The sequence below is a fragment of the Streptomyces sp. NPDC111628 genome (genome assembly GCF_055635195.1).
Window position 1 is genome coordinate 140,209 of sequence record NZ_JBVKBZ010000004.1, and the last position, 24,023, is coordinate 164,231.

General features: G+C 70.0%; 27 protein-coding genes, 1 tRNA gene and 1 riboswitch. Of the genes, 19 read left to right on the forward strand and 9 right to left on the reverse strand.

The genetic code is table 11. The features are described 5' to 3' along the window. Window positions 1-115: 115 nt before the first annotated feature. Both ACZ7MF_RS22570 and ACZ7MF_RS22575 read left to right on the forward strand, forming a co-directional pair. Entirely contained in the window at window positions 116-1,642 is a 1,527-nt protein-coding gene (locus ACZ7MF_RS22570) for an RDD family protein (RefSeq protein ID WP_471479135.1), read from the forward strand. Between the two features lie 262 nt (window positions 1,643-1,904). Beyond that, window positions 1,905-2,558, forward strand: a complete 654-nt coding sequence (locus tag ACZ7MF_RS22575; RefSeq protein WP_471479136.1) for an RDD family protein — start codon at window positions 1,905-1,907, stop codon at window positions 2,556-2,558. Window positions 2,559-2,571: 13 nt separating this feature from the next. Here the strand turns inward: ACZ7MF_RS22575 and ACZ7MF_RS22580 are convergent, their stop codons facing one another. Next, the gene (locus ACZ7MF_RS22580; protein ID WP_360999672.1) at window positions 2,572-2,871 is read right to left on the reverse strand and encodes a hypothetical protein; all 300 of its coding nucleotides are present in this window, start codon (window positions 2,869-2,871) and stop codon (window positions 2,572-2,574) included. Window positions 2,872-3,308: 437 nt separating this feature from the next. Between ACZ7MF_RS22580 and ACZ7MF_RS22585 the strand changes: the two genes are divergently transcribed. Together ACZ7MF_RS22585 and ACZ7MF_RS22590 are read left to right on the forward strand one after the other, a co-directional pair. Further along, a complete protein-coding gene (locus tag ACZ7MF_RS22585) occupies window positions 3,309-5,654 on the forward strand; it encodes an immune inhibitor A domain-containing protein (RefSeq protein ID WP_471479138.1) in 2,346 nt (781 codons plus the stop codon). 146 nt (window positions 5,655-5,800) lie between these two features. Continuing rightward, window positions 5,801-6,145: a hypothetical protein gene (locus ACZ7MF_RS22590; RefSeq protein WP_003975892.1), complete on the forward strand. Its 345-nt coding sequence runs from the start codon at window positions 5,801-5,803 to the stop codon at window positions 6,143-6,145. Between the two features lie 10 nt (window positions 6,146-6,155). On the opposite strand, the gene ACZ7MF_RS22595 is transcribed toward ACZ7MF_RS22590, so the two are convergent. Both ACZ7MF_RS22595 and ACZ7MF_RS22600 read right to left on the reverse strand, forming a co-directional pair. After that, complete coding sequence (locus ACZ7MF_RS22595; RefSeq protein WP_003975893.1) at window positions 6,156-6,743, reverse strand: nicotinamidase; 588 nt, start codon at window positions 6,741-6,743, stop codon at window positions 6,156-6,158. 94 nt (window positions 6,744-6,837) lie between these two features. Next, on the reverse strand, window positions 6,838-8,184 hold the full coding sequence (locus ACZ7MF_RS22600; protein ID WP_471479140.1) for a nicotinate phosphoribosyltransferase: 1,347 nt from the start codon (window positions 8,182-8,184) through the stop codon (window positions 6,838-6,840). A gap of 109 nt (window positions 8,185-8,293) precedes the next feature. Here ACZ7MF_RS22600 and clpS point away from each other — a divergent pair, with 109 nt between their 5' ends. The 7 genes from clpS (at window position 8,294) to ACZ7MF_RS22635 (ending at window position 13,151) form a co-directional block, all read left to right on the forward strand. Further along, window positions 8,294-8,611, forward strand: a complete 318-nt coding sequence (gene clpS / locus ACZ7MF_RS22605) for an ATP-dependent Clp protease adapter ClpS (RefSeq protein ID WP_087809089.1) — start codon at window positions 8,294-8,296, stop codon at window positions 8,609-8,611. A 53-nt stretch (window positions 8,612-8,664) separates the two neighbouring features. After that, window positions 8,665-9,273, forward strand: coding sequence for a DUF2017 domain-containing protein (locus ACZ7MF_RS22610; protein ID WP_471479142.1), 609 nt, complete (start codon window positions 8,665-8,667; stop codon window positions 9,271-9,273). Between the two features lie 351 nt (window positions 9,274-9,624). After that, a complete protein-coding gene (locus ACZ7MF_RS22615) occupies window positions 9,625-11,052 on the forward strand; it encodes an amino acid permease (protein WP_471479144.1) in 1,428 nt (475 codons plus the stop codon). Between the two features lie 166 nt (window positions 11,053-11,218). Continuing rightward, window positions 11,219-11,641 carry a M67 family metallopeptidase gene (locus ACZ7MF_RS22620; RefSeq protein WP_030180146.1) on the forward strand — a complete coding sequence of 141 codons (423 nt, stop codon included), beginning with the start codon at window positions 11,219-11,221 and terminating at the stop codon, window positions 11,639-11,641. A gap of 79 nt (window positions 11,642-11,720) precedes the next feature. Then, window positions 11,721-11,816, forward strand: a complete 96-nt coding sequence (locus tag ACZ7MF_RS22625) for a putative leader peptide (RefSeq protein ID WP_356858523.1) — start codon at window positions 11,721-11,723, stop codon at window positions 11,814-11,816. Between the two features lie 99 nt (window positions 11,817-11,915). After that, window positions 11,916-12,194 (forward strand): MoaD/ThiS family protein, encoded by a 279-nt coding sequence (locus ACZ7MF_RS22630; RefSeq protein WP_388517616.1) that lies wholly within the window; start codon window positions 11,916-11,918, stop codon window positions 12,192-12,194. A gap of 6 nt (window positions 12,195-12,200) precedes the next feature. Next, on the forward strand, window positions 12,201-13,151 hold the full coding sequence (locus ACZ7MF_RS22635) for a PLP-dependent cysteine synthase family protein (RefSeq protein ID WP_471479146.1): 951 nt from the start codon (window positions 12,201-12,203) through the stop codon (window positions 13,149-13,151). 56 nt (window positions 13,152-13,207) lie between these two features. Here ACZ7MF_RS22635 and ACZ7MF_RS22640 read toward each other — a convergent pair whose 3' ends face one another. Then, a complete protein-coding gene (locus tag ACZ7MF_RS22640; protein ID WP_361001249.1) occupies window positions 13,208-13,375 on the reverse strand; it encodes a hypothetical protein in 168 nt (55 codons plus the stop codon). 204 nt (window positions 13,376-13,579) lie between these two features. On the opposite strand from ACZ7MF_RS22640, the gene ACZ7MF_RS22645 reads away from it, so the two are divergent. Then, window positions 13,580-14,332, forward strand: a complete 753-nt coding sequence (locus tag ACZ7MF_RS22645; RefSeq protein ID WP_003975902.1) for an MBL fold metallo-hydrolase — start codon at window positions 13,580-13,582, stop codon at window positions 14,330-14,332. Window positions 14,333-14,443: 111 nt separating this feature from the next. Here the strand turns inward: ACZ7MF_RS22645 and ACZ7MF_RS22650 are convergent, their stop codons facing one another. Together ACZ7MF_RS22650 and ACZ7MF_RS22655 are read right to left on the reverse strand one after the other, a co-directional pair. Beyond that, a complete protein-coding gene (locus ACZ7MF_RS22650) occupies window positions 14,444-15,694 on the reverse strand; it encodes a PTS transporter subunit EIIC (RefSeq protein ID WP_471479149.1) in 1,251 nt (416 codons plus the stop codon). A 226-nt stretch (window positions 15,695-15,920) separates the two neighbouring features. Next, window positions 15,921-17,216, reverse strand: coding sequence for a PTS transporter subunit EIIC (locus ACZ7MF_RS22655; RefSeq protein ID WP_356858516.1), 1,296 nt, complete (start codon window positions 17,214-17,216; stop codon window positions 15,921-15,923). A gap of 159 nt (window positions 17,217-17,375) precedes the next feature. On the opposite strand from ACZ7MF_RS22655, the gene ACZ7MF_RS22660 reads away from it, so the two are divergent. The 4 genes from ACZ7MF_RS22660 (at window position 17,376) to rdgB (ending at window position 19,634) form a co-directional block, all read left to right on the forward strand. Further along, on the forward strand, window positions 17,376-17,609 hold the full coding sequence (locus tag ACZ7MF_RS22660) for a PTS sugar transporter subunit IIB (protein WP_003975905.1): 234 nt from the start codon (window positions 17,376-17,378) through the stop codon (window positions 17,607-17,609). A 76-nt stretch (window positions 17,610-17,685) separates the two neighbouring features. Beyond that, window positions 17,686-18,423 carry a ribonuclease PH gene (gene rph / locus ACZ7MF_RS22665; RefSeq protein ID WP_471479152.1) on the forward strand — a complete coding sequence of 246 codons (738 nt, stop codon included), beginning with the start codon at window positions 17,686-17,688 and terminating at the stop codon, window positions 18,421-18,423. Window positions 18,424-18,580: 157 nt separating this feature from the next. Then, window positions 18,581-18,985 (forward strand): hypothetical protein, encoded by a 405-nt coding sequence (locus tag ACZ7MF_RS22670; protein ID WP_356858511.1) that lies wholly within the window; start codon window positions 18,581-18,583, stop codon window positions 18,983-18,985. 46 nt (window positions 18,986-19,031) lie between these two features. Beyond that, window positions 19,032-19,634, forward strand: a complete 603-nt coding sequence (rdgB, locus tag ACZ7MF_RS22675) for an RdgB/HAM1 family non-canonical purine NTP pyrophosphatase (RefSeq protein ID WP_471479156.1) — start codon at window positions 19,032-19,034, stop codon at window positions 19,632-19,634. A gap of 16 nt (window positions 19,635-19,650) precedes the next feature. Here the strand turns inward: rdgB and ACZ7MF_RS22680 are convergent. Together ACZ7MF_RS22680 and bcp are read right to left on the reverse strand one after the other, a co-directional pair. Beyond that, a tRNA-Leu gene (locus ACZ7MF_RS22680) sits at window positions 19,651-19,737 on the reverse strand. Between the two features lie 42 nt (window positions 19,738-19,779). Continuing rightward, entirely contained in the window at window positions 19,780-20,247 is a 468-nt protein-coding gene (gene bcp / locus ACZ7MF_RS22685) for a thioredoxin-dependent thiol peroxidase (RefSeq protein WP_471479158.1), read from the reverse strand. A 94-nt stretch (window positions 20,248-20,341) separates the two neighbouring features. On the opposite strand from bcp, the gene ACZ7MF_RS22690 reads away from it, so the two are divergent. The 3 genes from ACZ7MF_RS22690 to ACZ7MF_RS22700 all read left to right on the forward strand — a co-directional run bounded on the left by ACZ7MF_RS22690 (window position 20,342) and on the right by ACZ7MF_RS22700 (window position 21,535). Further along, on the forward strand, window positions 20,342-20,674 hold the full coding sequence (locus tag ACZ7MF_RS22690; RefSeq protein WP_356858505.1) for a DUF3618 domain-containing protein: 333 nt from the start codon (window positions 20,342-20,344) through the stop codon (window positions 20,672-20,674). Window positions 20,675-20,697: 23 nt separating this feature from the next. Further along, window positions 20,698-21,054 (forward strand): GroES family chaperonin, encoded by a 357-nt coding sequence (locus ACZ7MF_RS22695; protein ID WP_003975911.1) that lies wholly within the window; start codon window positions 20,698-20,700, stop codon window positions 21,052-21,054. Between the two features lie 61 nt (window positions 21,055-21,115). Further along, window positions 21,116-21,183: riboswitch (guanidine-III (ykkC-III) riboswitch) on the forward strand. A gap of 31 nt (window positions 21,184-21,214) precedes the next feature. Then, window positions 21,215-21,535: a DMT family transporter gene (locus ACZ7MF_RS22700; RefSeq protein WP_003975912.1), complete on the forward strand. Its 321-nt coding sequence runs from the start codon at window positions 21,215-21,217 to the stop codon at window positions 21,533-21,535. Here the strand turns inward: ACZ7MF_RS22700 and ACZ7MF_RS22705 are convergent. After that, a complete protein-coding gene (locus ACZ7MF_RS22705) occupies window positions 21,529-23,991 on the reverse strand; it encodes a transglycosylase domain-containing protein (RefSeq protein ID WP_471479161.1) in 2,463 nt (820 codons plus the stop codon). The two genes, ACZ7MF_RS22700 and ACZ7MF_RS22705, sit on opposite strands and share 7 nt — an antisense overlap. Window positions 23,992-24,023: the final 32 nt, after the last annotated feature.

Sequence of the window (24,023 nt, forward strand, 5' to 3'; positions counted from 1 at the left end):
GCACGAGGTTGCCCGGAAAGGGGCGGGTACGGCGGGACCGGCGGTGCGGATTGCGCCCGTCTGATAGATGTTGAGGCCCCTCTATCAACCCCCGAGCAGATACGGGACGACGGACATGAGCGCCCCAACCCCGGCCCCCGGCGACGACAGGCCCCGCGAGGGGTATTACCCGGACCCCTCCATTCCCGGATACGTCCGGTACTGGAACGGCGCCTCCTGGGTGGCGGGCACGAGCCGCCCCGCCCCCAAGGACGGCGAGCCGCTCGCGCCCCCGCCCGGCGCGCGGCCCTCCGTCGAGGAGACCGGCCCGCACTTCTTCGACGAGGACCCGGTCGAGGACCCGCCGCCCGCCGCCGCGTCCCAGCACGGCAGCCGTCCGGAGTCCGCCGCGGCCTGGGCCGACGACCGCGCCGCCCCGTCCGGTGCCGCCGACGCCCCGGAGCAGCGCGCCGCCTGGCCGGGCGCGGCGCGCGGCGCGGACCCGCGCGTCCCGCACGCCCGGCAGGCGGCGCCACCCGCCGACGGCGGCGCGGGCGACCCCCGCGCGGGGGCCGCGGACTCCGGCGCTGCGAGCTCCCGCGCGGCGGGCACGGCAGCGGGCTCGGGCGGCTCGGCGGCCGGTGACCATCCCGGGCAGGACGCCGCGGCCGCCTCCGGCACGGCGCGTCCGGGCGCCTCGGAGGGCGCCGCACCCGGCGGGGCGGAGGCCGAGGCCGGCAACACCTTCGTCTTCCGCCGGCCCACGGCGGGACGGCAGGACGCCCCCGCCGCCGCGCAGGACGAGGGCACCATGACCTTCCGCGCGGTCACCCCGCGCCCGGGCCCGCAGCCGGGCGGCCCCGGCCCCGAAGCCGGTCCCGCGTCCGGCTCCGGTCCCGCCTCCGGGCCCGGGTTCGGTGCCGGCAAGGCGGCAGCCGCCCGGGCCGCCGCCGCGCAGGCGCCCCCGACGCCCGCCACCCCCGCGGTGCCCCACCAGGCACCTCCGCAGCAGCAGCCTGCCGCCCCCGCCCCGCTCGCGGCGGGCGGACCCGGCGGCGGTCAGACCTCCTGGGCGCAGCAGGTGCACCGGCTGGCCGGGGCGGGCGCGGAGGAGCCGCCTGTCGCACCGTGGAAGCCGCCGGTCGAGGACGTGTTCCAGGCCGCCGCCCGCCGCCAGGCCGCCGCCCGGCCCGCCGGGCTCGGCAAGCGGCTGGCCGCCCGGCTGATCGACACGGTCGTCCTCGGGGGCGTCACCGCCGTGGCCGCCGTACCTCTCGGCCTCAAGGCGGTCGACCACGTCAACGACAAGATCGACGAGGCCAAGCTCTCCGGCGAGACCGTCACGGTCTGGCTGCTGGACGGCACGACGTCCGTGTACCTGGGCATCGTGCTCGCGGTCCTGCTGCTCTTCGGCGTCGTCTACGAGGCGCTGCCCACCGCCAAGTGGGGCCGCACCCTGGGCAAGAAACTGCTCGGCCTCGAGGTCCGGGGCATCGAGTCCCACGAGCCGCCGGCCTTCGGCGCGGCCCTGCGCCGCTGGCTGGTCTACAGCGTCCCCGGCCTCCTCGCCGTCGGCGTGGTCGGCGTCGCGTGGTGCCTGTTCGACCGCCCCTGGCACCAGTGCTGGCACGACAAGGCCGCCAGCACGTTTGTCGCGGGCTAGCTGGGCGAGTGGGGTCGGGGGAGCGGGGGGTCTCGTCTTCGGGTGCGGGTGCGTGGGGGCTGGTCGCGCGGTTCCCCGCGCCCCTAAAAGAAGGGCGTGCACTGGACGCGCCCCTTCAGGGGCGCGGGGCTGTGTCGAATATGCGGCTCCGCCGCGCGGGCGCGAGCAACCACAACGCACCCGCACCCGACCACGAACCTTCGCTACTCCGGACGGACGCTCGCCGGATGCGAGGAGAGAGACTCCGGGTTCGACTCGGGACATGAGCAGCGAACCGCCGGAAGACGACCCGCTGAGGAAGAACCCCTACGACAACCCGCCCCCGCCCCCCGGCGGAGGCGGCCCTTACGGCGGCCCCCCGCCCCCGGGTGGTGGAGGTCCCTACGGTGGGCCTCCGCCCGGCGGTGGCGGACCCTACGGTGGTGACCCGTACGGCGGTGGCGGGTACCCCGGCGATCCGCTGGCGGGGATGCCGCCGCTCGCCGACAGCGGGCGGCGCACGCTCGCGCGGATCATCGACATGATCCTCGTGGGCATCGTGGTCTGGTTGCTCAGCTGGGCGTTCAACGTCCAGGAGTACACGGTGGACGGCGACGACGTCTCCGTCGGCAAGTCCTTCGGGCAGTCCGTGATCGCCGCCGTGCTCTACATCGCGTACGACACCTACATGACCACCAGGACGGGCCAGACCCTGGGCAAGAAGTGGCTCGGGATGCGGGTGGCCAACCTGGACAACGGGGCGACGCCCTCGGTGCAGACGTCGCTGATCCGCGCCCTGGTGCTGTGGATCCCGTTCGCGTTCTGCTGCGCCTGCGTGTGGACGATCATCGCGGGTGGCTGGAGCTTCTTCGACAAGCCCTACAAACAGGGCCTGCACGACAAGGCGGCCAAGACGGTCGTGGTCAGCACGCGCTGACGGAGCCGGACGCTCAGGCGGCCCGCCCGCGCGTCGCCTCGCCCGCTCCCGCGCCCGCGGAGACCCGGGCCGCCGCCGGCATCTGCACCGGTTCCCGGCCCGCCCCGAGGCGGTGGGAGGGTACGGCGGTCATCGCGCGCGTCCTGGGCAGGGGGACCGTCATGGCGACCAACAGGCCGAGGGCGAGGGCCGCGACGGCGATGAGGGCGACTCCGGGACCCGAACTCGTCCGCGACAGCAGCAGCATGGCGAGTGTCGAGAAGATCACGGTGCACGAACCGTAGGCGAACTGGGCGGCAGTCGGACGGGGCATGGCCATCGTGTCCTCGGAAGACAATCATGGGGTGAGACGGGCTGTCGGCCTGGCTTTCCGCCGGCTTCCGGGCGTTCCGCCAAGCGACTCTAACCCGCTGTGTGCCCGAGTGGAACCAGCAGTAAGCACGACCTAACCGACATGGCCGATGCACGGGGGGCGCACGGATTCATGACGTCCGGGAAGTGGACGGTCCCGCGCGCCCGTCGGGTGCCGGCCGGCCCTCGACGTACCGGACTCAGGTCACGATCCGGTGTCCGCAAAGCGAACGACGACTCCGCATAGTGCACTTGTTCTGCTCAAGTCAAGGTCTGTCTTTTCCGGTGAACCTCTAGTCGAATGTCGTCACTTGACTACACGCGTTGAGCACGTGTGCGCGGACTTTGCCATGTCCTGGTCCCCCCATCCGCGCGCGTGGACGCGGGGGAGGAACTCAAGTGACCAGAAGATCCTGGACGTTCAGAACGGCGGCGACCACCGTCGCACTCGCCGCAGCCACCGCCACGATGTCGGCGGCCGGCGTGGCGCAGGCGGACTCGCCGTCCCGGCCGGAGGCCGTGGACCGCCACGACCCCAGCCCGGACAAGACCACGCGCTCCCACGACCTGAAGGGCCCCCTGAGCGACACTCAGGCCGCCCAGCGTGAGGAGGCCCTGAAGCAGGTCATATCCGGCAACGCGTCGGTGAAGAAGAAGGACGGCTCCAACGTCGTCCAGCTGAAGAGCAAGAAGGGCGACGCCAAGTACGTCGAGCTGGGCCGGGAGAAGACCGACAAGATCTTCACCATCCTGGTCGAGTTCGGCGACCAGGTCGACAGCCGCTACGGCGGCGACGCCGGCCCGCTGCACAACGAGATAGCCAAGCCGAACCGGAAGACGGACAACTCCACGGCCTGGCAGGAGGACTACGACCAGGAGCACTTCCAGGACCTGTACTTCGGTTCCGGCAAGGGCGTCAACTCGGTCAAGACCTACTACGAGAAGCAGTCCTCCGGCCGCTACTCGGTCGACGGCGAGGTCTCCGACTGGGTCAAGGTCCCGTACAACGAGGCCCGCTACGGCTCCAACAAGTGCGACCCCGACAACTGCGCCTGGTACGCGGTGCAGGACGGCGTCACCGCCTGGGTCGCGGACCAGAAGGCGGCCGGCCGCACCGACGCCCAGATCAAGTCCCAGCTGACCCAGTACGACCAGTGGGACCGCTACGACTTCGACGGCGACGGCGACTTCAACGAGCCCGACGGCTACATCGACCACTTCCAGATCGTGCACGCCGGCGAGGACGAGTCCGCGGGCGGCGGCGCGCAGGGCGAGGACGCCATCTGGGCCCACCGCTGGTACGCCTTCGGCACCGACGCCGGCGCCACCGGCCCCGCCGACAACAAGCTCGGCGGCACCCAGATCGGCGACACCGGCGTCTGGGTCGGCGACTACACCATCCAGCCGGAGAACGGCGGACTCGGCGTCTACGCGCACGAGTACGGCCACGACCTCGGCCTGCCGGACCACTACGACACCGCAGGCGGCGACAACTCCACCGGCTTCTGGACGCTGATGTCGTCCGGCTCGTGGCTGGGCACCGGCCGCAACGAGATCGGCGACCTGCCCGGCGACATGAACGCCTGGGACAAGCTCCAGCTGGGCTGGCTGAACTACGACACCGCCAAGGCGGGCGTCAACTCCTGGCACAAGCTGGGCCTGGCCGAGTACAACACCAAGCACAAGCAGGGCCTGGTCGTCGAGCTGCCGAAGGAGGAGGTCACCACCGAGATCGTGACCCCCGCCGAGGGCAAGACCCAGTGGTGGAGCGGCAGCGGCAACGACCTCAAGAACACCCTGAGCCGCAGCGTCGACCTCACCGGCAAGTCGGCCGCCTCCCTCACCCTGGACGGCTGGTACGACATCGAGGCCGACTACGACTTCCTCTACACCGAGGTGTCCACCGACGGCGGCGCCAACTGGACCGCCATCGACGGCACGTTCGACGGGCAGCCGATCCAGCGCGACGGCAGTGACAAGCCCGCCCTGAGCGCCACCGTGGACGCCTACGGCAAGCTGGTCTACCCGCTGGACGCCTACGCCGGCAAGAAGATCGACCTGCGCTTCCGCTACCAGACCGACGGCGGCCTGGCCATGAAGGGCTTCACCGCCGACGAGATCGCGGTGACGGCCGACGGCGAGACGCTCTTCTCCGACAACGCGGAGACCGCGGACGACGCGTGGACGGCGGTCGGCTTCACCCGCAAGGGCGCCTCCTTCACCAAGGAGTACGCGCAGTACTACATCGCCGAGAACCGGCAGTACGTGTCGTACGACAAGACGCTGAAGACCGGCCCGTACAACTTCGGCTTCTCGGAGCGCCCGAACTGGGTCGAGCACTACGCGTACCAGAACGGCCTGCTGATCTGGAAGTGGGACACCTCCCAGGCTGACAACAACACCAGCCAGCACCCGGGCAAGGGCCTGGTCCTGCCGATCGACTCGCACCCGACCGCGCTGAAGTGGAAGGACGGGACGCTGATGCGCAACCGCTTCCAGGCGTACGACTCGCCGTTCAGCCTCTACCGCACGGACGGCATGACGCTGCACAAGGCGGACGTCGCGAAGTACGTCCCGGGCTCGAAGGGCGTCTCGGTCTTCAACGACCGCAAGAACGACTACTACGACCCGGCGAACCCGACCGGCGGTGTCCAGATCACTGACACCAACACGAAGATCAAGATTCTGAAGGAGGCCAAGAACGGCTCGACGATCGAGCTCGAGGTTGGCCCCGCGGGCAGGTAAATAGCATCTGCCCAGGTCAGAGCATGATCGGCGGTGACCCCCTGGCGGGTCGCCGCCGATCCGTGTTTAGGTGCGTCCTGTGGTTCTCTTATTGACACCGGGTCCGACAACCGGACCGGCACAGGCTGACTCGGGGGTATGACCGCATGGCCGCAGGAGGCTTCTGCAAGCTGCCGAACGGCACGGTGGTGGTGGCACTGAACCTGCCCAGCCCCGCCCCGGCGAGCGCCGGCAGCGTGCGCTTTCTCGTCCACGCCCAGAACCGGGCGCGCGCCCTGACCAGGCTGCGCAACCTGGGGCTGCGCAGCGTCTACCTGCGGGGCAACGCGGCTCCGCCCACCCCGGACGAGATCACCGCGGTCCTGCACCACCCGGACGGCCTGATATGGCGTACGGCGCCGGTGGCGGGCGCCGTGGGCGGCCCGGACCTGGTCCAGGAGCTGTGGCACCCGATCCGCGCCCTGCTCAGACGCCCGACCGCGCAGACCTAGGCGGAGCCGGCTACTGCACGACCGGCTTCCCGGACAGCTCCACGCCCGCCTCCCGCAGCTCCTCCAGCGCCCGCTCGGTGGTCTCCGCGGCCACTCCGGCCGTCAGGTCGAGCAGCACCTGCGTGCGGAAGCCCTCGCGGGCGGCGTCCAGGGCGGTGGCCCGCACGCAGTGGTCGGTGGCGATGCCCACGACGTCGACCTCGTCGATCTCGCGGGAGCGCAGCCACTCGGCGAGGCCCGTGCCGTTCTCGTCGGCGCCCTCGAAGCCGCTGTAGGCGGCCGCGTACGCGCCCTTGTCGAAGACGGCGTCTATCGCGCCGGAGGCGACGGCGGGCGCGAAGTTCGGGTGGAAGCCGACCCCCTCGGTGCCCGCGACGCAGTGCGCCGGCCAGGAGTGGACGTAGTCCGGGTTGTCGGCGAAGTGGCCGCCCGGGGCGACGTGGTGGTCGCGGGTGGCCACGACGTGGCGGTAGCCGGCGGGCGCCTGCCCGATCAGCTCGGTGATGGCGGCGGCCACGTCGGCACCGCCGGACACCGCGAGGCTGCCTCCCTCGCAGAAGTCGTTCTGCACGTCTACGACGATCAAGGCGCGGCGCATGATCGGTGTCCTTCGACTGGGTCGACTGTGGGATGGGGGACGGACGGGACGGGGGACGCGGGGCTGATTCGGCCCTTGTGGGACCGCACCAGCTTTAGCTACCCGACCCCCCGTGTGCGTACTCCGTCGGAATGACGGGTTCCCCTCGGGAGAGCTGGGTGGCGGACAGCGGGAGGTTGGCGCGGGCGGCCGCGTGCCGGTCCCGGACGGCGTCCAGCGGCTCGCGGGCGACGACCTCGCCGCCCTTGACCAGCTCGACCAGGAGCTGCCGGCCGGCGAGATCGTCGGGCACCGGACCGGTGCCGACCACCTCGGCCTCGGCGTACCCCTCCGCGTCCAGGCGGCGTGCGGCCCACTTGCGGCCGCCGATGGAGGTCTTGCCGCCGCTGGACTTCTTGGCCACCGGCACCAGCGGCGCCCCCTCCTCGCCGGACTCGGCGCGGGCGACCAGCTTGTAGACCATCGAGGCCGTCGGGTGCCCGGAGCCGGTCACCAGCTGGGTGCCGACGCCGTAGGCGTCCACGGGCGCCGCCGCCAGCGAGGCGATGGCGTACTCGTCCAGGTCCGAGGTCACGACGATCTTCGTCTCGGTGGCGCCCAGCTCGTCCAGCTGCTGGCGCACCCGGTGCGCGACCAGCAGCAGGTCGCCGGAGTCGATGCGTACCGCGCCCAGCTCGGGCCCGGCGACCTCCACGGCCGTACGGACCGCCTCGGCGACGTCGTAGGTGTCCACCAGGAGCGTGGTGTCCCGGCCCAGCGAATCCACCTGGGCGCGGAAGGCGTCCCGCTCGTTGTCGTGCAGCAGGGTGAAGGCGTGGGCGGAGGTGCCGACGGTGGGGATGTTGTAGCGGAAGCCGGCGGCCAGGTCGGAGGTGGTCGCGAAGCCGCCGACGTAGGCCGAGCGGGCGGCGGCGACGGCGGCCAGCTCGTGGGTGCGGCGGGCGCCCATCTCGATCAGCGGGCGCTGTCCGGCCGCGGAGGACATGCGGGAGGCGGCGGCCGCGATCGCCGAGTCGTGGTTGAGGATAGACAGGATCACCGTCTCCAGCAGCACGCACTCGCCGAAGGTGCCCTCGACCCGCATGATCGGCGAGCCCGGGAAGTAGACCTCGCCCTCGGGATAGCCCCAGATGTCGCCGCTGAACCGGTACTGGGCGAGCCAGTCCAGGGTCTCCTCGTCGACGATGTCCTGCTCGCGCAGGAAGCGCAGCACGTCCGCATCGAAGCGGAAGTTCTCCACCGCGTCCAGCACCCGCCCGGTGCCCGCCACCACGCCGTAGCGGCGGCCGTCCGGCAGCCGCCGGGTGAAGACCTCGAACACGCTCCGCCGCCCGGCCGTACCGGCCTTCAGGGCTGCGCGCAGCATGGTCAGCTCGTACTGGTCCGTGAAGAGCGCCGTCGAGGGGACGTCCACCGGCAGCCCAAGGTCCGCTGTGTTCATACGACGGATCGTACCCCCATTTCGTCACTCTGACGATTTCGATGGCCGTCCGGTGCGCGTGGCGCCCGCCACAGGCCCGTTTGTGCGGGTGCCCCCCTGTGGTGGCAGCATGGGCTGTGTGACGGCAGCCGCACCCATGGAGATCGAGAAGACCGAGCCGACGGAGGAGGTCTTCGCCGTACCCGAGCCCGACGTGCCCTGGGTGACGATCGTCCACAACGATCCCGTCAACCTCATGAGCTACGTGACGTACGTCTTCCAGTCGTACTTCGGCTACTCCAAGGACAAGGCCACCAAGCTCATGATGGACGTCCATCACAAGGGCCGGGCGGTCGTCTCCAGCGGCAGCCGGGAGGAGATGGAACGGGACGTACAGGCCATGCACGGCTACGGTCTGTGGGCCACCCTCCAGCAGGACCGGAAATGAGCCCGGAAACGACCCACGCCCGCCCGCAGGACGGAAGCAGCTGAATCGCCTTCATGCCCGGACAATTCGAACCGCTCCCCGGCGGCGGCGCGGCCGTCGCGCTCGACGACGTCGAGATCTCCATCATCCGCTCGCTGGCCGTGCAGCTCCTGGAGCTGATCGGCCCAGGGCCCGCCGAGGACGCCTCCGACGACCCGCTCGCCGAGCTGTTCGCCGAGGGCCCGAGCGAGCCGCCCTCCGACCCGGTGCTGCGCCGCCTGTTCCCGGACGCCTACGGCGACCCCGAGGGCGCCCCGCAGGCCCAGGAGGCCGAGGAGCAGCGGGCGCACTCCGCGGAGTTCCGTCGCTACACCGAGAACGACCTGCGGGCCGGCAAGCGGGACAACGCGCTGGCGGTGGTCCGCACCCTGGACGCCCTCTCCTCGGCGTCGGCGGGCGAGGAGGGCGCGGTGCTGAAGCTGTCGCCCCAGGAGTCCCAGCAGTGGCTGCGCGCCCTGAACGACCTGCGCCTGGCGATCGGCTCCCGCCTGGAGATCGTCGACGAGGACGACACCGACCTGCTCTACCGGCTGCCGGACGAGGACCCGCGCAAGCCGATGGTGATGGCCTACCTGTGGCTCGGCGGACTCCAGGAGTCGCTCGTCGCGACCCTTATGCCCTGAACGAGACCGTTTCGTCACTCTCCGTGTCCGCTCAGCGGGGCCTCAAATCCGGATAACGATCCCGTCAAAGCCGCGCCTCCTTTGTCCCGGAGGTGCGGCTTTCGTCCGCTTCTCCCTGTGTGACACGTCACAGTCCGCCCCTGTGATCAGCGCCGCCGTCGTGGTAAATCTTCACGACCGCCCGGCGAACACCACCCGAATGTTCGGCCGGGTGCGCCACCGAGCCGGCAGACCGCCGGCCAGGCACCGAGCGGGATGTGAGGCCCGCTCAGCTCCATCATCCGGGGGGATCGAGACCCGATCCGAGGCCGACAGAAGGTCCGGATCGGCATGGAGAAAGGCGCACCACACATGACCTCTGCGCAGGTCGACACGGACAAGGCCCCCGAAGAGGGCTACGAGCGCGGTCTCAACAGCCGCCAGGTCCAGATGATCGCGATCGGCGGCGCCATCGGCGTCGGTCTCTTCCTGGGCGCCGGGGCCAACATCGCCAAGGCCGGCCCCAGCATCATCCTCATGTACGCCCTCGCGGGTGTGATCATCTTCTTCATCATGCGGGCGCTCGGCGAGCTGCTCCTCTACCGACCCGTCTCCGGCTCCTTCGCCGAGTACTCGCGCGAGTTCCTCGGCCCCTTCTTCGGTTACTTCACCGGCTGGACGTACTGGCTGATGTGGGTGGTCACCGGCATGGCGGAGCTCACCGCCGCCGCCATCTACATCCACTACTGGTTCCCGGACATCCCGCAGTGGGTCTCGGCCCTGGTCTTCCTGGTGCTGCTGTTCGTGGCCAACCTGATCTCGGTGAAGCTGTTCGGCGAGATCGAGTTCTGGTTCTCGATGGTCAAGGTCACCGCCATCATCGGCATGATCGTGATCGGCATCGGTGTGCTCACCCTCGGCTTCAGCCAGGCCGGCGACACCGCCGCCGTCTCCAACCTGTGGGAGTTCGACGGCTTCTTCCCCAAGGGCATCGGCTCGTCCCTGATGACCCTCCAGGGCGTCATGTTCGCCTACCTCGCCGTCGAGCTGGTCGGCGTCACCGCCGGTGAGTCCGAGAACCCGGAGAAGACCCTCCCCAAGGCGATCAACACCCTGCCCTGGCGCATCGCCCTCTTCTACGTCGGCGCCCTCACCGTGATCCTGGCGGTGGTCAAGTGGACCGAGTTCGCCGAGGGCGTCAGTCCCTTCGTGGAGGCCTTCGCGGTCATCGGCATCCCGGCCGGCGCGGGCATCGTCAACTTCGTCGTGCTCACCGCCGCCCTGTCCTCCTGCAACTCCGGCATGTACTCCACGGGCCGGATGCTGCGCACCCTCGCGGACAACGGCGAGGCGCCCAGGATCTTCAACAAGCTGTCCTCGACGAAGACCCCGGCCATCGGCATCGCCGTCTCGGTGGTCTTCATGGCCATCGGCGTGGTCCTGAACTACCTGGTCCCGGAGAAGGCCTTCGGCTACGTCACCTCCGTCGCCACCGCCGCCGGCATCTGGACCTGGCTGATGATCCTGATCAGCCACGTGCGCTACCGCCGCAAGGTCGTCGCGGGCCGCCTGCCCGCCTCCTCCTTCCCGGCGCCGGGCGGCTCGGTCTGCTCCTACATCGCCATCGCCTTCCTCCTCTTCGTCACCTGCCTCATCGCCTACGACGCCGACGCCCGCGTCTGCCTGTACGTGATGGCCGGCTGGGCCGCCGCCCTCGGCATCGGCTGGGCGGTGCTCAAGAGCCGCAACCCGCGGATCACCGAGCGGCCCGGCGAGCCGGAGTTCGAGAAGATCGGCTGACGGACCCACCGAACGCCGCTGACCAGCGCCTTCGCGCGCACCGCGGACGTCCGGCCGCCGGGGACGCTCGTGGCTTCCCCTAAGGCCACCGCTCAGGATGTCCGGCATGTGGGCTCCCTCGTACCACCCATCGGTACGGGGGAGCCCGTCTGTCTATCCTGGCCGCATGCTGACCATCACACAGGCCCTGTACGACCAGATCGTCGCCCACGCGCGCGAGGACCACCCCGACGAGGCGTGCGGCGTGGTGGCCGGTCCCGTCGGCGAGGGCCGCCCCGAGCGGTTCATCCCCATGCTCAACGCGGCCCGCTCGCCCACGTTCTACGAGTTCGACTCGCAGGACCTCCTCAAGCTCTACCGCGAGATGGACGACCGCGACGAGGAGCCGGTGGTCATCTACCACTCGCACACCGCCACCGAGGCGCACCCCTCCCGCACCGACATCTCCTACGCCAACGAGCCCGGCGCCCACTACGTCCTCGTCTCCACCGCGGACACCGACGGTGCCGGTGAGTTCCAGTTCCGCTCGTTCCGCATCGTGGAGGGCGAGGTCACGGAAGAGGAGGTCAAGGTCGTCGAGGCGTACTGATCCCATTCAGCGGACGGAAATGGTCCAGCAGGTGAGATCACACTCCGGATGCCGGACCGGGAATCGATACGATGAGCCCATGGTTCTTCTCGACGTGAGCGACAAGGCGCCGGGCATGCTGCTCGTGGCGCGGCTGCACGTCGACCTGTGCAGGCTGAAAAGCGCCATCTGTTGATCTTCGTTGCCGCCGTACGGCCGTGAGCCGCGGCGTGCAGACGTGTGCCGCCGCGCGCCCTACGAACCCACGACAAACTTCCGACAGGAGCACTCAGCCATGGCCATCGAGGTCCGCATCCCGACCATCCTCCGCCAGTACACCGACGGCCAGAAGGCGGTGGAGGGCACCGGGGACACCCTCGCCCAGCTCTTCGCCGACCTCGAGACCCGGCACACGGGCATCCAGGCCCGCATCGTCGAGGGTGAGCAGCTCCGCCGCTTCGTCAACGTCTACCTGAACGACGAGGACGTCCGCTTCCTGGACGGCATCGACACCAAGCTGTCCGACGGCGACAGCATCACGATCCTGCCGGCGGTCGCCGGTGGCATGGCCTGATCGCCGATGCGCTACGACTCCCCGCTGGCCGCGGTGGGCAACACCCCTCTGGTGCGCCTGCCGCGGCTGTCGCCGTCCGCCGACGTCCGCATCTGGGCCAAGCTGGAGGACCGCAACCCGACCGGCTCGATCAAGGACCGCCCCGCGCTCCACATGATCGAGCAGGCCGAGAAGGACGGCCGCCTCACCAAGGGCTGCACCATCCTGGAGCCGACCAGCGGCAACACCGGCATCTCCCTGGCCATGGCCGCCAGGCTCAAGGGCTACCGCATCGTCTGCGTCATGCCCGAGAACACCTCCCAGGAACGCCGGGACCTGCTCACCATGTGGGGCGCGGAGATCATCTCCTCCCCGGCCGCGGGCGGCTCCAACACCGCCGTACGCGTCGCCAAGGAACTCTCCGCCGAACACCCGGACTGGGTGATGCTCTACCAGTACGGCAACCCGGACAACGCCGGCGCCCACTACGCCGGCACCGGGCCCGAGATCCTCGCCGACCTGCCCTCGGTCACGCACTTCGTCGCGGGCCTGGGGACGACGGGCACGCTGATGGGCGTCGGCCGCTACCTGCGCGAGCACAAGCCGGACGTGAAGATCGTCGCCGCCGAACCGCGCTACGACGACCTGGTCTACGGCCTGCGCAACCTCGACGAGGGCTTCGTCCCCGAGCTCTACGACGCCTCCGTCCTCACCACCCGCTTCTCGGTGGGCTCCGCCGACGCGGTCACCCGCACCCGTGAGCTGCTCCAGCAGGAGGGCATCTTCGCGGGCGTCTCCACCGGCGCCGCCCTGCACGCGGCGATCGGCGTCGGGAAGAAGGCGGTCAAGGCGGGGGAGAGCGCGGACATCGTGTTCGTCGTCGCCGACGGCGGCTGGAAGTACCTGTCGACCGGCGTCTACACCGCCGAGACGACCGAGGCGGCCATCGAGACCCTCCACGGTCAGCTCTGGGCCTGACGGCTCCTCCCCGGAGAACGGCGAAGCGCCCCGCGACGTACGCGTCGCGGGGCGCTTCAGCTCTCGGGCCCCCGCCCGCCGGGCCCGCCGCGCCCGTCCCGCCGGCCCCGGGGACGCCGCCCCCGGCCACGAGGCCGCCGGCCCCGGCCCCAGCCGTCGACGAGCGTCGCCACGAGCGCGAGCAGCACCACCGCCGCGAAGACGAGCCACCAGGACGTGTCCATACCGACGACGGTACCGGCGCACGCCGCAACCGCGCGCCCCTTCCGTGGCCCCGCACTCCCCGCTTCCAGCCGAACCGGTGATCCCACAGGTGAGTTCGCCCACAACGGCCCCTGGTGGAGGAGCGACCGCAGGTTTTGCGCCTTACGCTCGACGGACCGCACGACCCCCGTCTCTCCACACGCGCCAGCGGAGGTTTCTGCTTCATGAAGCTCACCGTCGTCGGCTGCTCGGGGTCGTTCCCGTCCGCGGAATCGGCCTGCTCGAGCTACCTCGTCGAGGCCGACGGCTTCCGGCTGCTCCTCGACATGGGCAACGGCGCCCTCGGCGAGCTGCAGCGCCACTGCGGTCTCTACGACCTCGACGCGATCTTCCTCAGCCATCTGCACGCCGACCACTGCATCGACATGTGCGCCTACTTCGTGGCGCGCTACTACCGGCACGACGGCGGCCGCTGCGCCCCGCTCCCGGTCTACGGACCCGAGGGCACCGAGCACCGGCTGACCACCGCCTACGCCGACACCCCGTCCGCCTCCTCCATGAGCGAGGTGTTCGACTTCCACACGGTCAAGCCGTCCACCTTCGAGGTCGGCCCGTTCACCGTGCACACCGAGCGCGTCGCCCACCCCGTGGAGGCCTACGCCGTCCGGGTCGAGCACGGCGGCCGTTCCCTGACGTACTCCGGCGACACGGGCGCCACCCCCGTGCTGGACGAACTCGCCCGCGACACCGACCTGTTCCTGTGCGAGGCCGCCTTCACGCACGGCAAGGAGAACATCCCCGACCTGCACCTCAACGGACGCGAGGCGGGCCAGAGCGCCGCCCGGGCCGGCGCCCGGCGCCTGGTGCTCACCCACATCCCCCCGTGGACCGACCCCGCGGTCAACCTGGCCGACGCGCGCGAGGTGTACGACGGGACGGTGGAGGTGGCCGCCGCGGGCGCGGTGTACGAGATCTGAGCCGACGACACCAGCGACGCCCGCGCCCCCCGCGACCCCCGCGGGACAGCAGCGCAAAGGCCCCGGAACCTTCGCGGTTCCGGGGCCTTCGTCACGCCGTACGGCCGGGGCTCACGCCTTGGTGAGGTCCTCGATCTCCTCCTCGGGCTCGCGGCCCGGGGTCTTGAGGTTGAACTTGACGATCGCGAAGCGGAACGTGAAGTAGTAGATCGCCGCGAACACCAGACCGATCGGGATGATCAGCCATGGCTTGGTGGCGAGGTGCCAGTTCAGCGCGTAGTCGATGGCACCGGCCGAGAAGTTGAACCCGGCGTGCACACCCAGCCCCCACGTCACGGCCATCGACACGGCGGTCAGCACCGCGTGCAGCACGTACAGGACCGGCGCGATGAACATGAACGAGAACTCGATCGGCTCGGTCACACCCGTGACGAAGGAGGTCGCGGCCAGCGAGAGCATCATGCCGAGGACGGCCTTGCGGCGCTCCGGGCGGGCGGTGTGCGCCATGGCCAGGGCGGCGGCCGGCAGACCGAACATCATGATCGGGAAGAAGCCCGACTGGAAGATGCCGGCGGAGGGGTCACCGGCCAGGAAGCGGGTGATGTCACCGTGCACGACGTCCCCGGCGGAGTTGGTGAAGTCACCGAGCTGGAACCAGGCCACCGTGTTCACGAACTGGTGCATGCCGACCGGGATCAGCGCGCGGTTCACGCCACCGAAGAGGGCCGCGCCGCCGGAGCCGAGGCCGGTCATCCACTCACCGAAGTTGGAGATGCCGTCGCCGATGGGCTCCCAGACCAGACCGAAGAAGACACCCACGATGATGCCGACGAAGGCCATGATGATCGGCACCAGGCGCCGGCCGTTGAAGAAGCCGAGCCAGTCCACCAGCTTCTTGCGGTGGTACCGCTGCCACAGCACGGCGGCGAGCAGACCCATGATGATGCCGCCGAGCACACCCGGGTCGTTGTAGGTCGCGGCGACGTCCTCGCCGTTCTTGACCACCGCCTCGGTGACCGGGAAGGCCTCGAGCACCTTGCTGTAGACGAGGAAGCCGACCACCGCGGCCAGTGCGGTCGAGCCGTCGGCCTTCTTGGCGAAGCCGATGGCCACGCCTATGCAGAACAGGATCGGCAGCGAACCGGTGAGGGCACCGCCCGCGTTGTTGAAGACGGCGGCGACCTTGTCCCAGCCGAGGCCGTCCGCGCCGAAGATGTCCGGCTGGCCGAGGCGGACCATGATGCCCGCGGCCGGCAGCACGGCGATCGGGAGCTGGAGGCTGCGGCCTACCTTCTGCAGCCCCTGGAAAAGACCGGATCCCCGCTTCTTTGCGGGGGCCGCCGTGTCGGTGGCGGTGCTCATGCTTCCTCCATCGGGTGGTGGTCTACACCACTCAGTGGTGTAGACCTGTTGTAGCACGATGAAGGCGGCGTAAGGAACCCGTGATTCCGCGACCGGGCCGCTACGCGCAGTACCCGGCCAAGTCCCCTGCTCACACACGTGCGAGGGCGCGGCGAAGGCCCCCGGACCGCCGGTCCGGGGGCCTTCGCGAGACCACCCTCAAAGGGTACGTGAGTGCGGAACTGGTCTACACCTTGGTGACGTCCTCCACCTCTTCGTCGGGCTCCCGCCCCGGCGTCTTCAGATCGAACTTCGTGATCGCGAACCGGAAGACCACGTAGTACACCACCGCGAAACACAGCCCGATCGGAATGATCAGCCACGGCTTGGTCGCCAGATTCCAGTTGATGACGTAGTCGATCAGCCCCGCGGAGAAGCTGAACCCGTCCTTCACCCCCAGCGCCCACGTCACCGCCATCGACACACCCGTCAGCACCGCGTGCGCCGCGTACAGCAACGGCGCGATGAACAGGAACGAGTACTCCAGCGGCTCGGTGATCCCCGTCACGAACGACGTCAGCCCCACCGACAGCATCAGGCCGCCGACCTCCTTGCGCCGGTTCGGCTTCGCGCAGTGCGTGATCGCCAGCGCCGCCGCGGGCAACGCGAACATCATGATCGGGAAGAAGCCGGTCGTGAACTGCCCCGCGTCCGGATCGCCCGCCAGGAACATGTTGATGTCACCGTGCACCACCGTGCCGTCCGGCTTCGTGTACGAACCGAACTGGAACCACATCGGCACGTTCAGGAACTGATGCAGACCGATCACCAGCAACGCCCGGTTCGCCAGACCGAACACCCCCGCGCCCCACGCGCCGATCCCGGTCATCCAGTCACTGAAACTCTCCAGCGCGTCACCGATCGGCGGCCACACCCACAGACACAGCGCCGCGAACACGATCGCCACGAACGCCATGATGATCGGCACCAGCCGACGGCCGTTGAAGAAGCCCAGCCAGTCCACCAGCCGCGTCCGGTGGAAACGCTGCCAGAAGTACGCCGTCAGCAACCCCATCACGATGCCGCCGAACACCCCCGGATTCTGGAAGACGAACGCCGTCACCTCCCCCGAACCGTCGGTCACCTGACACCCGACCTGCGGGACCACCTTCGATCCCTCCGGACAGTCCTCCGGAAACTGCCGCAGCACGTTGTAGTAGACGAGGAACCCCGCCACCGCCGCGAGCGCCGTCGAACCGTCCGACTTCTTCGCCATCCCGATGGCCACGCCCACGCAGAACAGCAGCGGCAGCCCCAGCGACCCGTCGAGCAGCGCACCGCCCGCGCCCGTCATCACCTTCGAGACGTTCGTCCAGCCCAGACCGTCGTCCCCGAACACGTCCGGCTGCCCCAGCCGGTTGAGAATGCCGGCGGCGGGCAGGACCGCGATGGGCAACTGAAGAGAGCGACCCATCTTCTGCAACCCTTGGAACGCCGTGTTCCAGCGGGCGCGAGCGGGACTGACCGCGCTGTCGGCACTCATCCGGTCTCCATCCGGTCGCCGGTACACTGGTGTAGACCAGTTGACAGACGGCTCCGCCGCCGTGACGCCATCATTCGGTACCCACCGCATGACCGCTCGCGAAGATGGGCCAACTGTGGGTTACTGCCACAAAAGCGGTTCGGATCAGGGAGAAGGAACATGGCCAGCAAGGCTGAAAAGATCGTCGCCGGCCTCGGCGGCATCGACAACATCGACGAGATCGAAGGCTGCATCACCCGACTCCGCACCGAGGTCAACGACCCCGCGCTGGTCAACGAAGCCGCCCTCAAGGCCGCCGGCGCCCACGGCGTCGTCAAGATGGGCACCGCCATCCAGGTCGTCATCGGCACCGACGCCGACCCGATCGCGGCGGAGATCGAAGACATGATGTGAGCCACCGGCTCACCGGCAAGGGGCCTTTCCCACACCGGGACGGGCCCCTTCCCCATGGGCGGCTAGGCTCACCCGCATGTCACGAATCGACGGCCGCACCCCCCAGCAGCTCCGCCCCGTCACCATCGAACGCGGCTGGAGCAAGCACGCCGAAGGCTCCGTCCTCGTCTCCTTCGGCGACACCAAGGTCCTCTGCAACGCCTCCGTCACCGAAGGCGTCCCCCGCTGGCGCAAGGGCAGCGGCGAAGGCTGGGTCACCGCCGAGTACGCCATGCTTCCCCGCGCCACCAACACCCGCGGCGACCGCGAGTCCGTCAAGGGCCGCATCGGCGGCCGCACCCACGAGATCAGCCGCCTCATCGGCCGGTCCCTGCGTGCCGTCATCGACTACAAGGCACTCGGCGAGAACACCGTCGTCCTGGACTGCGACGTCCTCCAGGCCGACGGCGGCACCCGCACCGCCGCCATCACCGGCGCCTACGTCGCCCTCGCCGACGCCATCGGCTGGGCCCAGGGCCGCAAGCTGATCAAGGCCAACCGCAAGCCGCTCACCGGCACCGTCTCCGCCGTCTCCGTCGGCATCGTCGACGGCACCCCGCTCCTCGACCTGCGCTACGAGGAGGACGTCCGCGCCGACACCGACATGAACGTCGTCTGCACCGGCGACGGCCGCTTCGTCGAGGTCCAGGGCACCGCCGAGGCCGAACCCTTCGCCCGCGACGAACTCAACACCCTGCTCGACCTCGCCACCGCCGGCTGCACGGAACTGGCCGAACTCCAGCGCAAGGCGCTCGACGCGGTCCTCGAAAGGTAAAGCGAGTAAAGGGAACGCCAACGGCAGGCAACTGGGCCGCCCGCGGACGCGTCCCTAGCAGTACAGCACCACGGGCGTACGGCAGACCTTGCCGTACGCCCGACGCCGCACCGCACACGGGCCGCCCGGCCCTGTCCCAAGGGGAGGACCGAGACCCATGGCCGCGAGCAGCCACCGCCGCCTTCGCCGCACCGCCACCGCCGTCGCCACCGTGGCGACCATCGCCCTGACGGCCGGCCTCACCACCGGCTGCGACGCCGTCGACAAGGCACTCGACTGCGTACGCACGGCCGACGCGATAGCCGACAGCGTCACCGAACTCCAGCAGGCCGTGGAGAACGCGGACGACCCCACCCAGTGGGAGGAATCCCTCAACTCCATCGACAAGAACCTCGACAAGATCGGCGACCAGACCGACAACACGGACGTCAACAAGGCCGTCGACGACCTCGGCAAGGCCGTCGACAACGTCCGCACCTCGGTCGAGAACGGCGACGAGACCCCCGACCTCAGCCCCGTCACCGACGCGGCGGGCGAACTGACGAAGGTCTGCACGCCGTAGGGAGGGCTCGGTCGGACCGGGCGGGGGGTCCGGAATACTGGCCCCCATGACCCGCCTCATCCTCGCCACCCGCAACCCCGGCAAGATCACCGAACTGAGGGCCATCCTCGCCGACGCGGGCCTGCCCCACGACCTCGTCGGCGCGGACGCCTACCCGCACATCCCCGACGTCAAGGAAACCGGCGTCACCTTCGCCGAGAACGCCCTCCTCAAGGCCCACGCCCTCGCCGAGGCCACCGGCCTGCCCGCCGTCGCCGACGACTCGGGCCTCTGCGTCGACGTCCTGAACGGCGCCCCCGGCATCTTCTCCGCCCGCTGGGCCGGCCGCCACGGCGACGACAAGGCCAACCTCGACCTCCTCCTCGCCCAGATCGCCGACATCGCCGACGAACACCGGGGCGCCCACTTCGCCTGCGCGGCGGCCCTGGCCCTCCCGGACGGCACGGAACGAGTGGTCGAGGGCCAGTTGAAGGGCACCCTCCGCCACGCCCCCGCCGGCACGGGCGGCTTCGGCTACGACCCGATCCTCCAGCCGGACGGCGAGACCCGCACCTGCGCGGAACTGACGGCAGCGGAGAAGAACGCGATCAGCCACCGCGGCAAGGCGTTCCGGGCGCTGGTACCGGTGGTGCGGGAACTGCTCGGCTGAGCAGCGGAAAACCTACTGGTGCGGCCGGAGGGACTCGAACCCTCACGGGAGTTACCCCACTGGGACCTAAACCCAGCGTGACTGCCAATTCCACCACGGCCGCCCGGCGCTGCTGCCCGGCCATGCTACTGGTCGGGCAGCGCCGTCAGATCCCCAAGTCCTTGATGATCTTGGCCACGTGGCCCGTCGCGCGGACGTTGTACAGGGCGCGTTCGACCTTGCCGTCCTCGTCCACGACGATCGTGGAGCGGATGACGCCCATGTAGGTGCGGCCGTAGTTCTTCTTCTCGCCGAAGGCGGCGTACGCGTCGAGGACCTTCTTGTCCGGGTCGGCGAGGAGGGTGACCTTCAGGGACTCGGCCTCGCGGAACTTGGCCAGCTTCTCCGGCTTGTCGGGGGAGATGCCGATGACGTCGTACCCGGCGCCGGTCAGCAGCTCCAGGTTGTCCGTGAAGTCGCAGGCCTGCTTCGTGCAGCCGGGGGTAAGCGCGGCAGGGTAGAAGTAGACGATGACCTTGCGGCCCTTGTGGTCGGACAGGGACACCTCGTTGCCGTCGGCGTCCGGGAGGGTGAAGGCGGGGGCCGTGTCCCCGGGCTGGAGTCGCTCGCTCATCGATCCAGCGTAACGGGGGGTCCTGACAGTGCGGCGGGGCCCGGAGCTGACAGACTGTCCGGGACAGCGTCAGAGCAGACTTCGGAGGCGTACGGTGGCGGACACGTCGGACATCAGGACCCCGGCGCAGATCGAGGCGGACATCAAGCGCCGCCGCGAGGTGCTGGCCGAGACGCTCGACGAGCTCGGGATGCGGGTGCACCCGAAGACGATCGTCGACGACGCGAAGGCCAAGGTCGCCTCCAGTGTCGATCACACGCTGGGGCGGGCATACGTCCAGGTCAATCGCGTGGTGAGCGACGTGAAGGCGCAGTTCGTGGACGAGGAGGGCGCCCCGCGGATGGAGCGGGTCGTGCCCGTCGCGCTGGTGGTGGTCGGGGTCGTGGGGCTGCTCGCGTTCGGCGGCACCCGGCGGCGCGGGCGCTGAGCGGGGGCAGGTAGGTTCAGGGCGTGAGCGCCAAGAGAAACGAGCACGGTCCCCAGGACGACAAGCTGCCCATCCGGATGCTGCACGACCGCGTGCTCGTGCGGCAGGACACCGGTGAGGGCGAGCGGCGTTCCGGGGGCGGCATCCTGATCCCCGCGACGGCGGCCGTCGGCAAGCGGCTGGCCTGGGCCGAGGTGGTCGCGGTCGGTCAGAACGTACGGACCGTGGAGCCGGGCGACCGGGTGCTGTACGACCCGGAGGACCGTGCCGAGGTCGAGGTGCGGGGTGTGGGCTACGTGCTCATGCGCGAGCGTGATCTGCACGCCGTGGCGGCGGACCGGTTCGAGGGGTCGGAGGACTCCACCGGGTTGTACCTCTGAATCACGGGTCCAGGTCGGACTTCAGGGGCTGGTGATCAAGGTCACCAGCCCCTTTCCCCTGTCTTTGCTACCTTGGGAAGCACCCCGACGAGACGCGCCGTACCGGGCTGAAGGCAAAGACGACGCACCACCGTTCAGTTCGTTCACGGAGGTGTCTGTCGTGGCGTGGGTTCTGTTGTTCGTCGCCGGTCTGCTCGAGGTCGGCTGGTCGATCGGGATGAAGTACACCGACGGTTTCACGCGGCTGTGGCCGAGTGTGTTCACGGGTGCCGGGATCGTCGCGAGCATGATGCTGCTGTCGTACGCGGCGCGGACGCTGCCCATCGGTACCGCCTACGGCGTGTGGGTGGGCATCGGTGCGGCCGGGGCGGCGGTGCTCGGCATGGTGGTGCTGGGGGAGCCTGCGACCGCCGCCCGGATCTTCTTCATCTGTCTGCTGCTGGTCGCCGTGGTGGGGCTGAAGGCGACCTCCGGTCACTGACGCCGGGGTGTGACGGGGATGCCGGCGACCGTGCCGGCGGTGGTGTCCGAATCGCCGCCGCCCGCGCCGTCGGTGTCCCCGCCGCCGCCCGGTCCCGTGCCGCCGTTCGAGGAGTCGTCGCCGCCCCCGTCGCCGCCGCCCGTGGGGCCGGGCTCGGTGCTGGGGCCGCCCGTGGTGGGGGTGCCGCCGCCGGTCGACGGGGGGTCGGACTCGGTGCCGCCGTCGTCGCCGGGCGGGGTGCTGCCGCTGTTGGAGTCGCCCGGGGTTTCGGAGCCGGTGCCGTCCTCGTCGCCCGGTCCGTCGGAGGCGTCGCTGCTGCCGCTCTCGTCGCCGTCGCCCGGTTCGTCCGAGGCGTCGCTGCTCGGGGGCGCGGTGACGTCGGCGCCGTCCTGGAGCTGGAGGTCGAAGTCGGTGACCGGTTCGCCCTTGAGGGCGTTGCGGGTGTACTGGCTCCAGATCTCGGCGGGTGCCCCGCCGCCGTTGATGCGGGCGAGGCCCATGGCGCCGTACAGGGGCTTGTGGGCGGCGGTCTTCGGGTCCTGGCCCATGACGGCGACGACGGTGGCCAGGTCGGGGGTGTATCCGGCGAACCAGGCGGCGGTGTCCTCCTCGGCGGTGCCGGTCTTGGCGGCGGCGGGGCGCCCTGCGGCCTGGGCGGCGGTGGCGGTGCCGTTCTGGACGACGCTGCGCAGGACGGACGTGGTGGTGTCGGCGGACTCGCGGCTGACCGCCTGGTGCTCGCGCCGCTCGGGCAGCTCGACCTCCTGCTTGCCGTCCTTCATGACCTTCTCGACCAGCGTGTAGGTGCTGTGCCTGCCGTGGTTGGCGAGGGTCGCGTAGGCCTCGGCCATGTCGAGCGGGCTGGCGGTGGCGACGCCGAGGGCGATGGAGGGGGAGGGGGTCAGCTCGGGGGTGTCGGGGGAGAGCCCGAGGTCGATCGCGGTCTGCTTGACCTTGTCGGAACCGACGTCGACGGCCATCTGGGCGTACACGGCGTTGATGGACTTGTCGGTGGCCTCGCGGACGGTGACGTGGCCGTAGTCGCGGTGGTCCTCGTTCTCCGGGGCGTAGCGGCCGCCGCTCCAGCCCTGGACGGGGCGTTCGCTGGTGCCGTCGTAGCGGGTGTTGGGGTTGATCATCTGCCCGCTCTGCGTCTCGGAGTGGTTCTCCACGGCGGACGTGAACACGAAGGGCTTGAAGGTCGATCCGACCTGGAAGTCGCGGCGGACGGCGTTGGGCGTGTACTGCTTGACGTAGTCGATGCCGTTGTACATCGCGACGACCTTGCCGGTCTTCGGGTCGACGGAGGCGCCGCCGGCGCGGACGTAGCTGTCGACCTTGCGTTCCTTCTTGTCGAGCTGGGACATCAGCTTGTCGTCGACGGCCTTGACGAAGGCGTCCTGCTTGTCCTTCTGGAGGGTGGTGGTGATGCGGTAGCCGCCGCGGCCGAGTTCCTCCTCGTCGACGATGTCGTTCTCGATCAGGTACTTCTTGACGATGTTGACGACGTAGCCGCGCTGTCCGGACATGTTGGTGGAGATGGTGGACTGCTTGGGCTTGGGGAACTTCGCGGCGGCGCGTTCGGCGGTGCTGATCCAGCCCTTGTCGGCCATGCCGTTCATGACGTACTTCCAGCGGGCCTCGGCGGCGGGCCGGTTCTCGGGATGGGCGACGACGTCGTACTGGCTGGGGGCGTTGAGCAGGGAGGCCAGGTAGGCGCCCTGGGCGGCGGTGAGGTCCTTGGCGTCGACGCCGAAGTAGGCCTGGGCGGCGGCCTGGATGCCGTAGGCGCCGCGGCCGAAGAAACTGGTGTTGAGATAGCCCTCGAGGATCTCGCTCTTGCTCTTCTCCCGGTCGAGCTTGATCGAGATGAAGAACTCCTTCACCTTGCGGGTGACGGTCTGGTCCTGGGCCAGGTAGTAGTTCTTGACGTACTGCTGGGTGATGGTGGAGCCGGACTGCTTGCCCTTGCCGGTGGCGGTGTTCCAGCCGGCCCGGACCATCGCCATGGGGTCGATGGCGGACTCGCTGTAGAAGTCGCGGTCCTCGGCGGCGAGGACGGCGTGCTGGGCGTCCTTGGAGATGCGGGCGAGGCCGACGCTCTCGCGGTTGACCTCGCCGTCGCGGGCGAGGACGCTGCCGTCGGCGTACAGGTAGACGTTGGACTGCTTGGTGGCGAGCGCGTTGGCGGCGGGGATCTGCACGAGGTGGTAGCCGAGGAAGAAGCCGCCGACGATCAGCAGCAGGCCGACGACGACGGTGCTCAGCACGATGCGCCAGGTCGGGATCAGCCGGCGCCATCCGGTGCGCCCCGGCCGCTTGGGCTTCTTCGCCTTCCCGGGCTCTGCGGGCGCTCCGGGCGTTGCCTGTTCGCCCGTCTGCCCCTCGCCGGCCGCCTGGGACTCTCTCGGGGCCCGGCCCTGGTTCGGCGGCTGCGGCTGCGGCTCGTCGCTCATCTCGTGCACGGACTCCTGTTTCGGCTTCTGCT

Excerpts from the sequence above, each read along its gene's own strand:
- ACZ7MF_RS22570 (WP_471479135.1), top strand. The coding sequence starts at position 116 with ATGAGCGCCCCAACCCCGGCCCCCGGCGACGACAGGCCCCGCGAGGGG.
- ACZ7MF_RS22575 (WP_471479136.1), top strand. The coding sequence starts at position 1,905 with ATGAGCAGCGAACCGCCGGAAGACGACCCGCTGAGGAAGAACCCCTAC.
- ACZ7MF_RS22580 (WP_360999672.1), bottom strand. The coding sequence starts at position 2,871 with ATGCCCCGTCCGACTGCCGCCCAGTTCGCCTACGGTTCGTGCACCGTG.
- ACZ7MF_RS22590 (WP_003975892.1), top strand. The coding sequence starts at position 5,801 with ATGGCCGCAGGAGGCTTCTGCAAGCTGCCGAACGGCACGGTGGTGGTG.
- ACZ7MF_RS22595 (WP_003975893.1), bottom strand. The coding sequence starts at position 6,743 with ATGCGCCGCGCCTTGATCGTCGTAGACGTGCAGAACGACTTCTGCGAG.
- ACZ7MF_RS22600 (WP_471479140.1), bottom strand. The coding sequence starts at position 8,184 with ATGAACACAGCGGACCTTGGGCTGCCGGTGGACGTCCCCTCGACGGCG.
- clpS (WP_087809089.1), top strand. The coding sequence starts at position 8,294 with ATGGGCTGTGTGACGGCAGCCGCACCCATGGAGATCGAGAAGACCGAG.
- ACZ7MF_RS22610 (WP_471479142.1), top strand. The coding sequence starts at position 8,665 with ATGCCCGGACAATTCGAACCGCTCCCCGGCGGCGGCGCGGCCGTCGCG.
- ACZ7MF_RS22615 (WP_471479144.1), top strand. The coding sequence starts at position 9,625 with ATGACCTCTGCGCAGGTCGACACGGACAAGGCCCCCGAAGAGGGCTAC.
- ACZ7MF_RS22620 (WP_030180146.1), top strand. The coding sequence starts at position 11,219 with ATGCTGACCATCACACAGGCCCTGTACGACCAGATCGTCGCCCACGCG.
- ACZ7MF_RS22625 (WP_356858523.1), top strand. The coding sequence starts at position 11,721 with ATGGTTCTTCTCGACGTGAGCGACAAGGCGCCGGGCATGCTGCTCGTG.
- ACZ7MF_RS22630 (WP_388517616.1), top strand. The coding sequence starts at position 11,916 with ATGGCCATCGAGGTCCGCATCCCGACCATCCTCCGCCAGTACACCGAC.
- ACZ7MF_RS22635 (WP_471479146.1), top strand. The coding sequence starts at position 12,201 with ATGCGCTACGACTCCCCGCTGGCCGCGGTGGGCAACACCCCTCTGGTG.
- ACZ7MF_RS22640 (WP_361001249.1), bottom strand. The coding sequence starts at position 13,375 with ATGGACACGTCCTGGTGGCTCGTCTTCGCGGCGGTGGTGCTGCTCGCG.
- ACZ7MF_RS22645 (WP_003975902.1), top strand. The coding sequence starts at position 13,580 with ATGAAGCTCACCGTCGTCGGCTGCTCGGGGTCGTTCCCGTCCGCGGAA.
- ACZ7MF_RS22650 (WP_471479149.1), bottom strand. The coding sequence starts at position 15,694 with ATGAGCACCGCCACCGACACGGCGGCCCCCGCAAAGAAGCGGGGATCC.
- ACZ7MF_RS22655 (WP_356858516.1), bottom strand. The coding sequence starts at position 17,216 with ATGAGTGCCGACAGCGCGGTCAGTCCCGCTCGCGCCCGCTGGAACACG.
- ACZ7MF_RS22660 (WP_003975905.1), top strand. The coding sequence starts at position 17,376 with ATGGCCAGCAAGGCTGAAAAGATCGTCGCCGGCCTCGGCGGCATCGAC.
- rph (WP_471479152.1), top strand. The coding sequence starts at position 17,686 with ATGTCACGAATCGACGGCCGCACCCCCCAGCAGCTCCGCCCCGTCACC.
- ACZ7MF_RS22670 (WP_356858511.1), top strand. The coding sequence starts at position 18,581 with ATGGCCGCGAGCAGCCACCGCCGCCTTCGCCGCACCGCCACCGCCGTC.
- rdgB (WP_471479156.1), top strand. The coding sequence starts at position 19,032 with ATGACCCGCCTCATCCTCGCCACCCGCAACCCCGGCAAGATCACCGAA.
- bcp (WP_471479158.1), bottom strand. The coding sequence starts at position 20,247 with ATGAGCGAGCGACTCCAGCCCGGGGACACGGCCCCCGCCTTCACCCTC.
- ACZ7MF_RS22705 (WP_471479161.1), bottom strand. The coding sequence starts at position 23,991 with ATGAGCGACGAGCCGCAGCCGCAGCCGCCGAACCAGGGCCGGGCCCCG.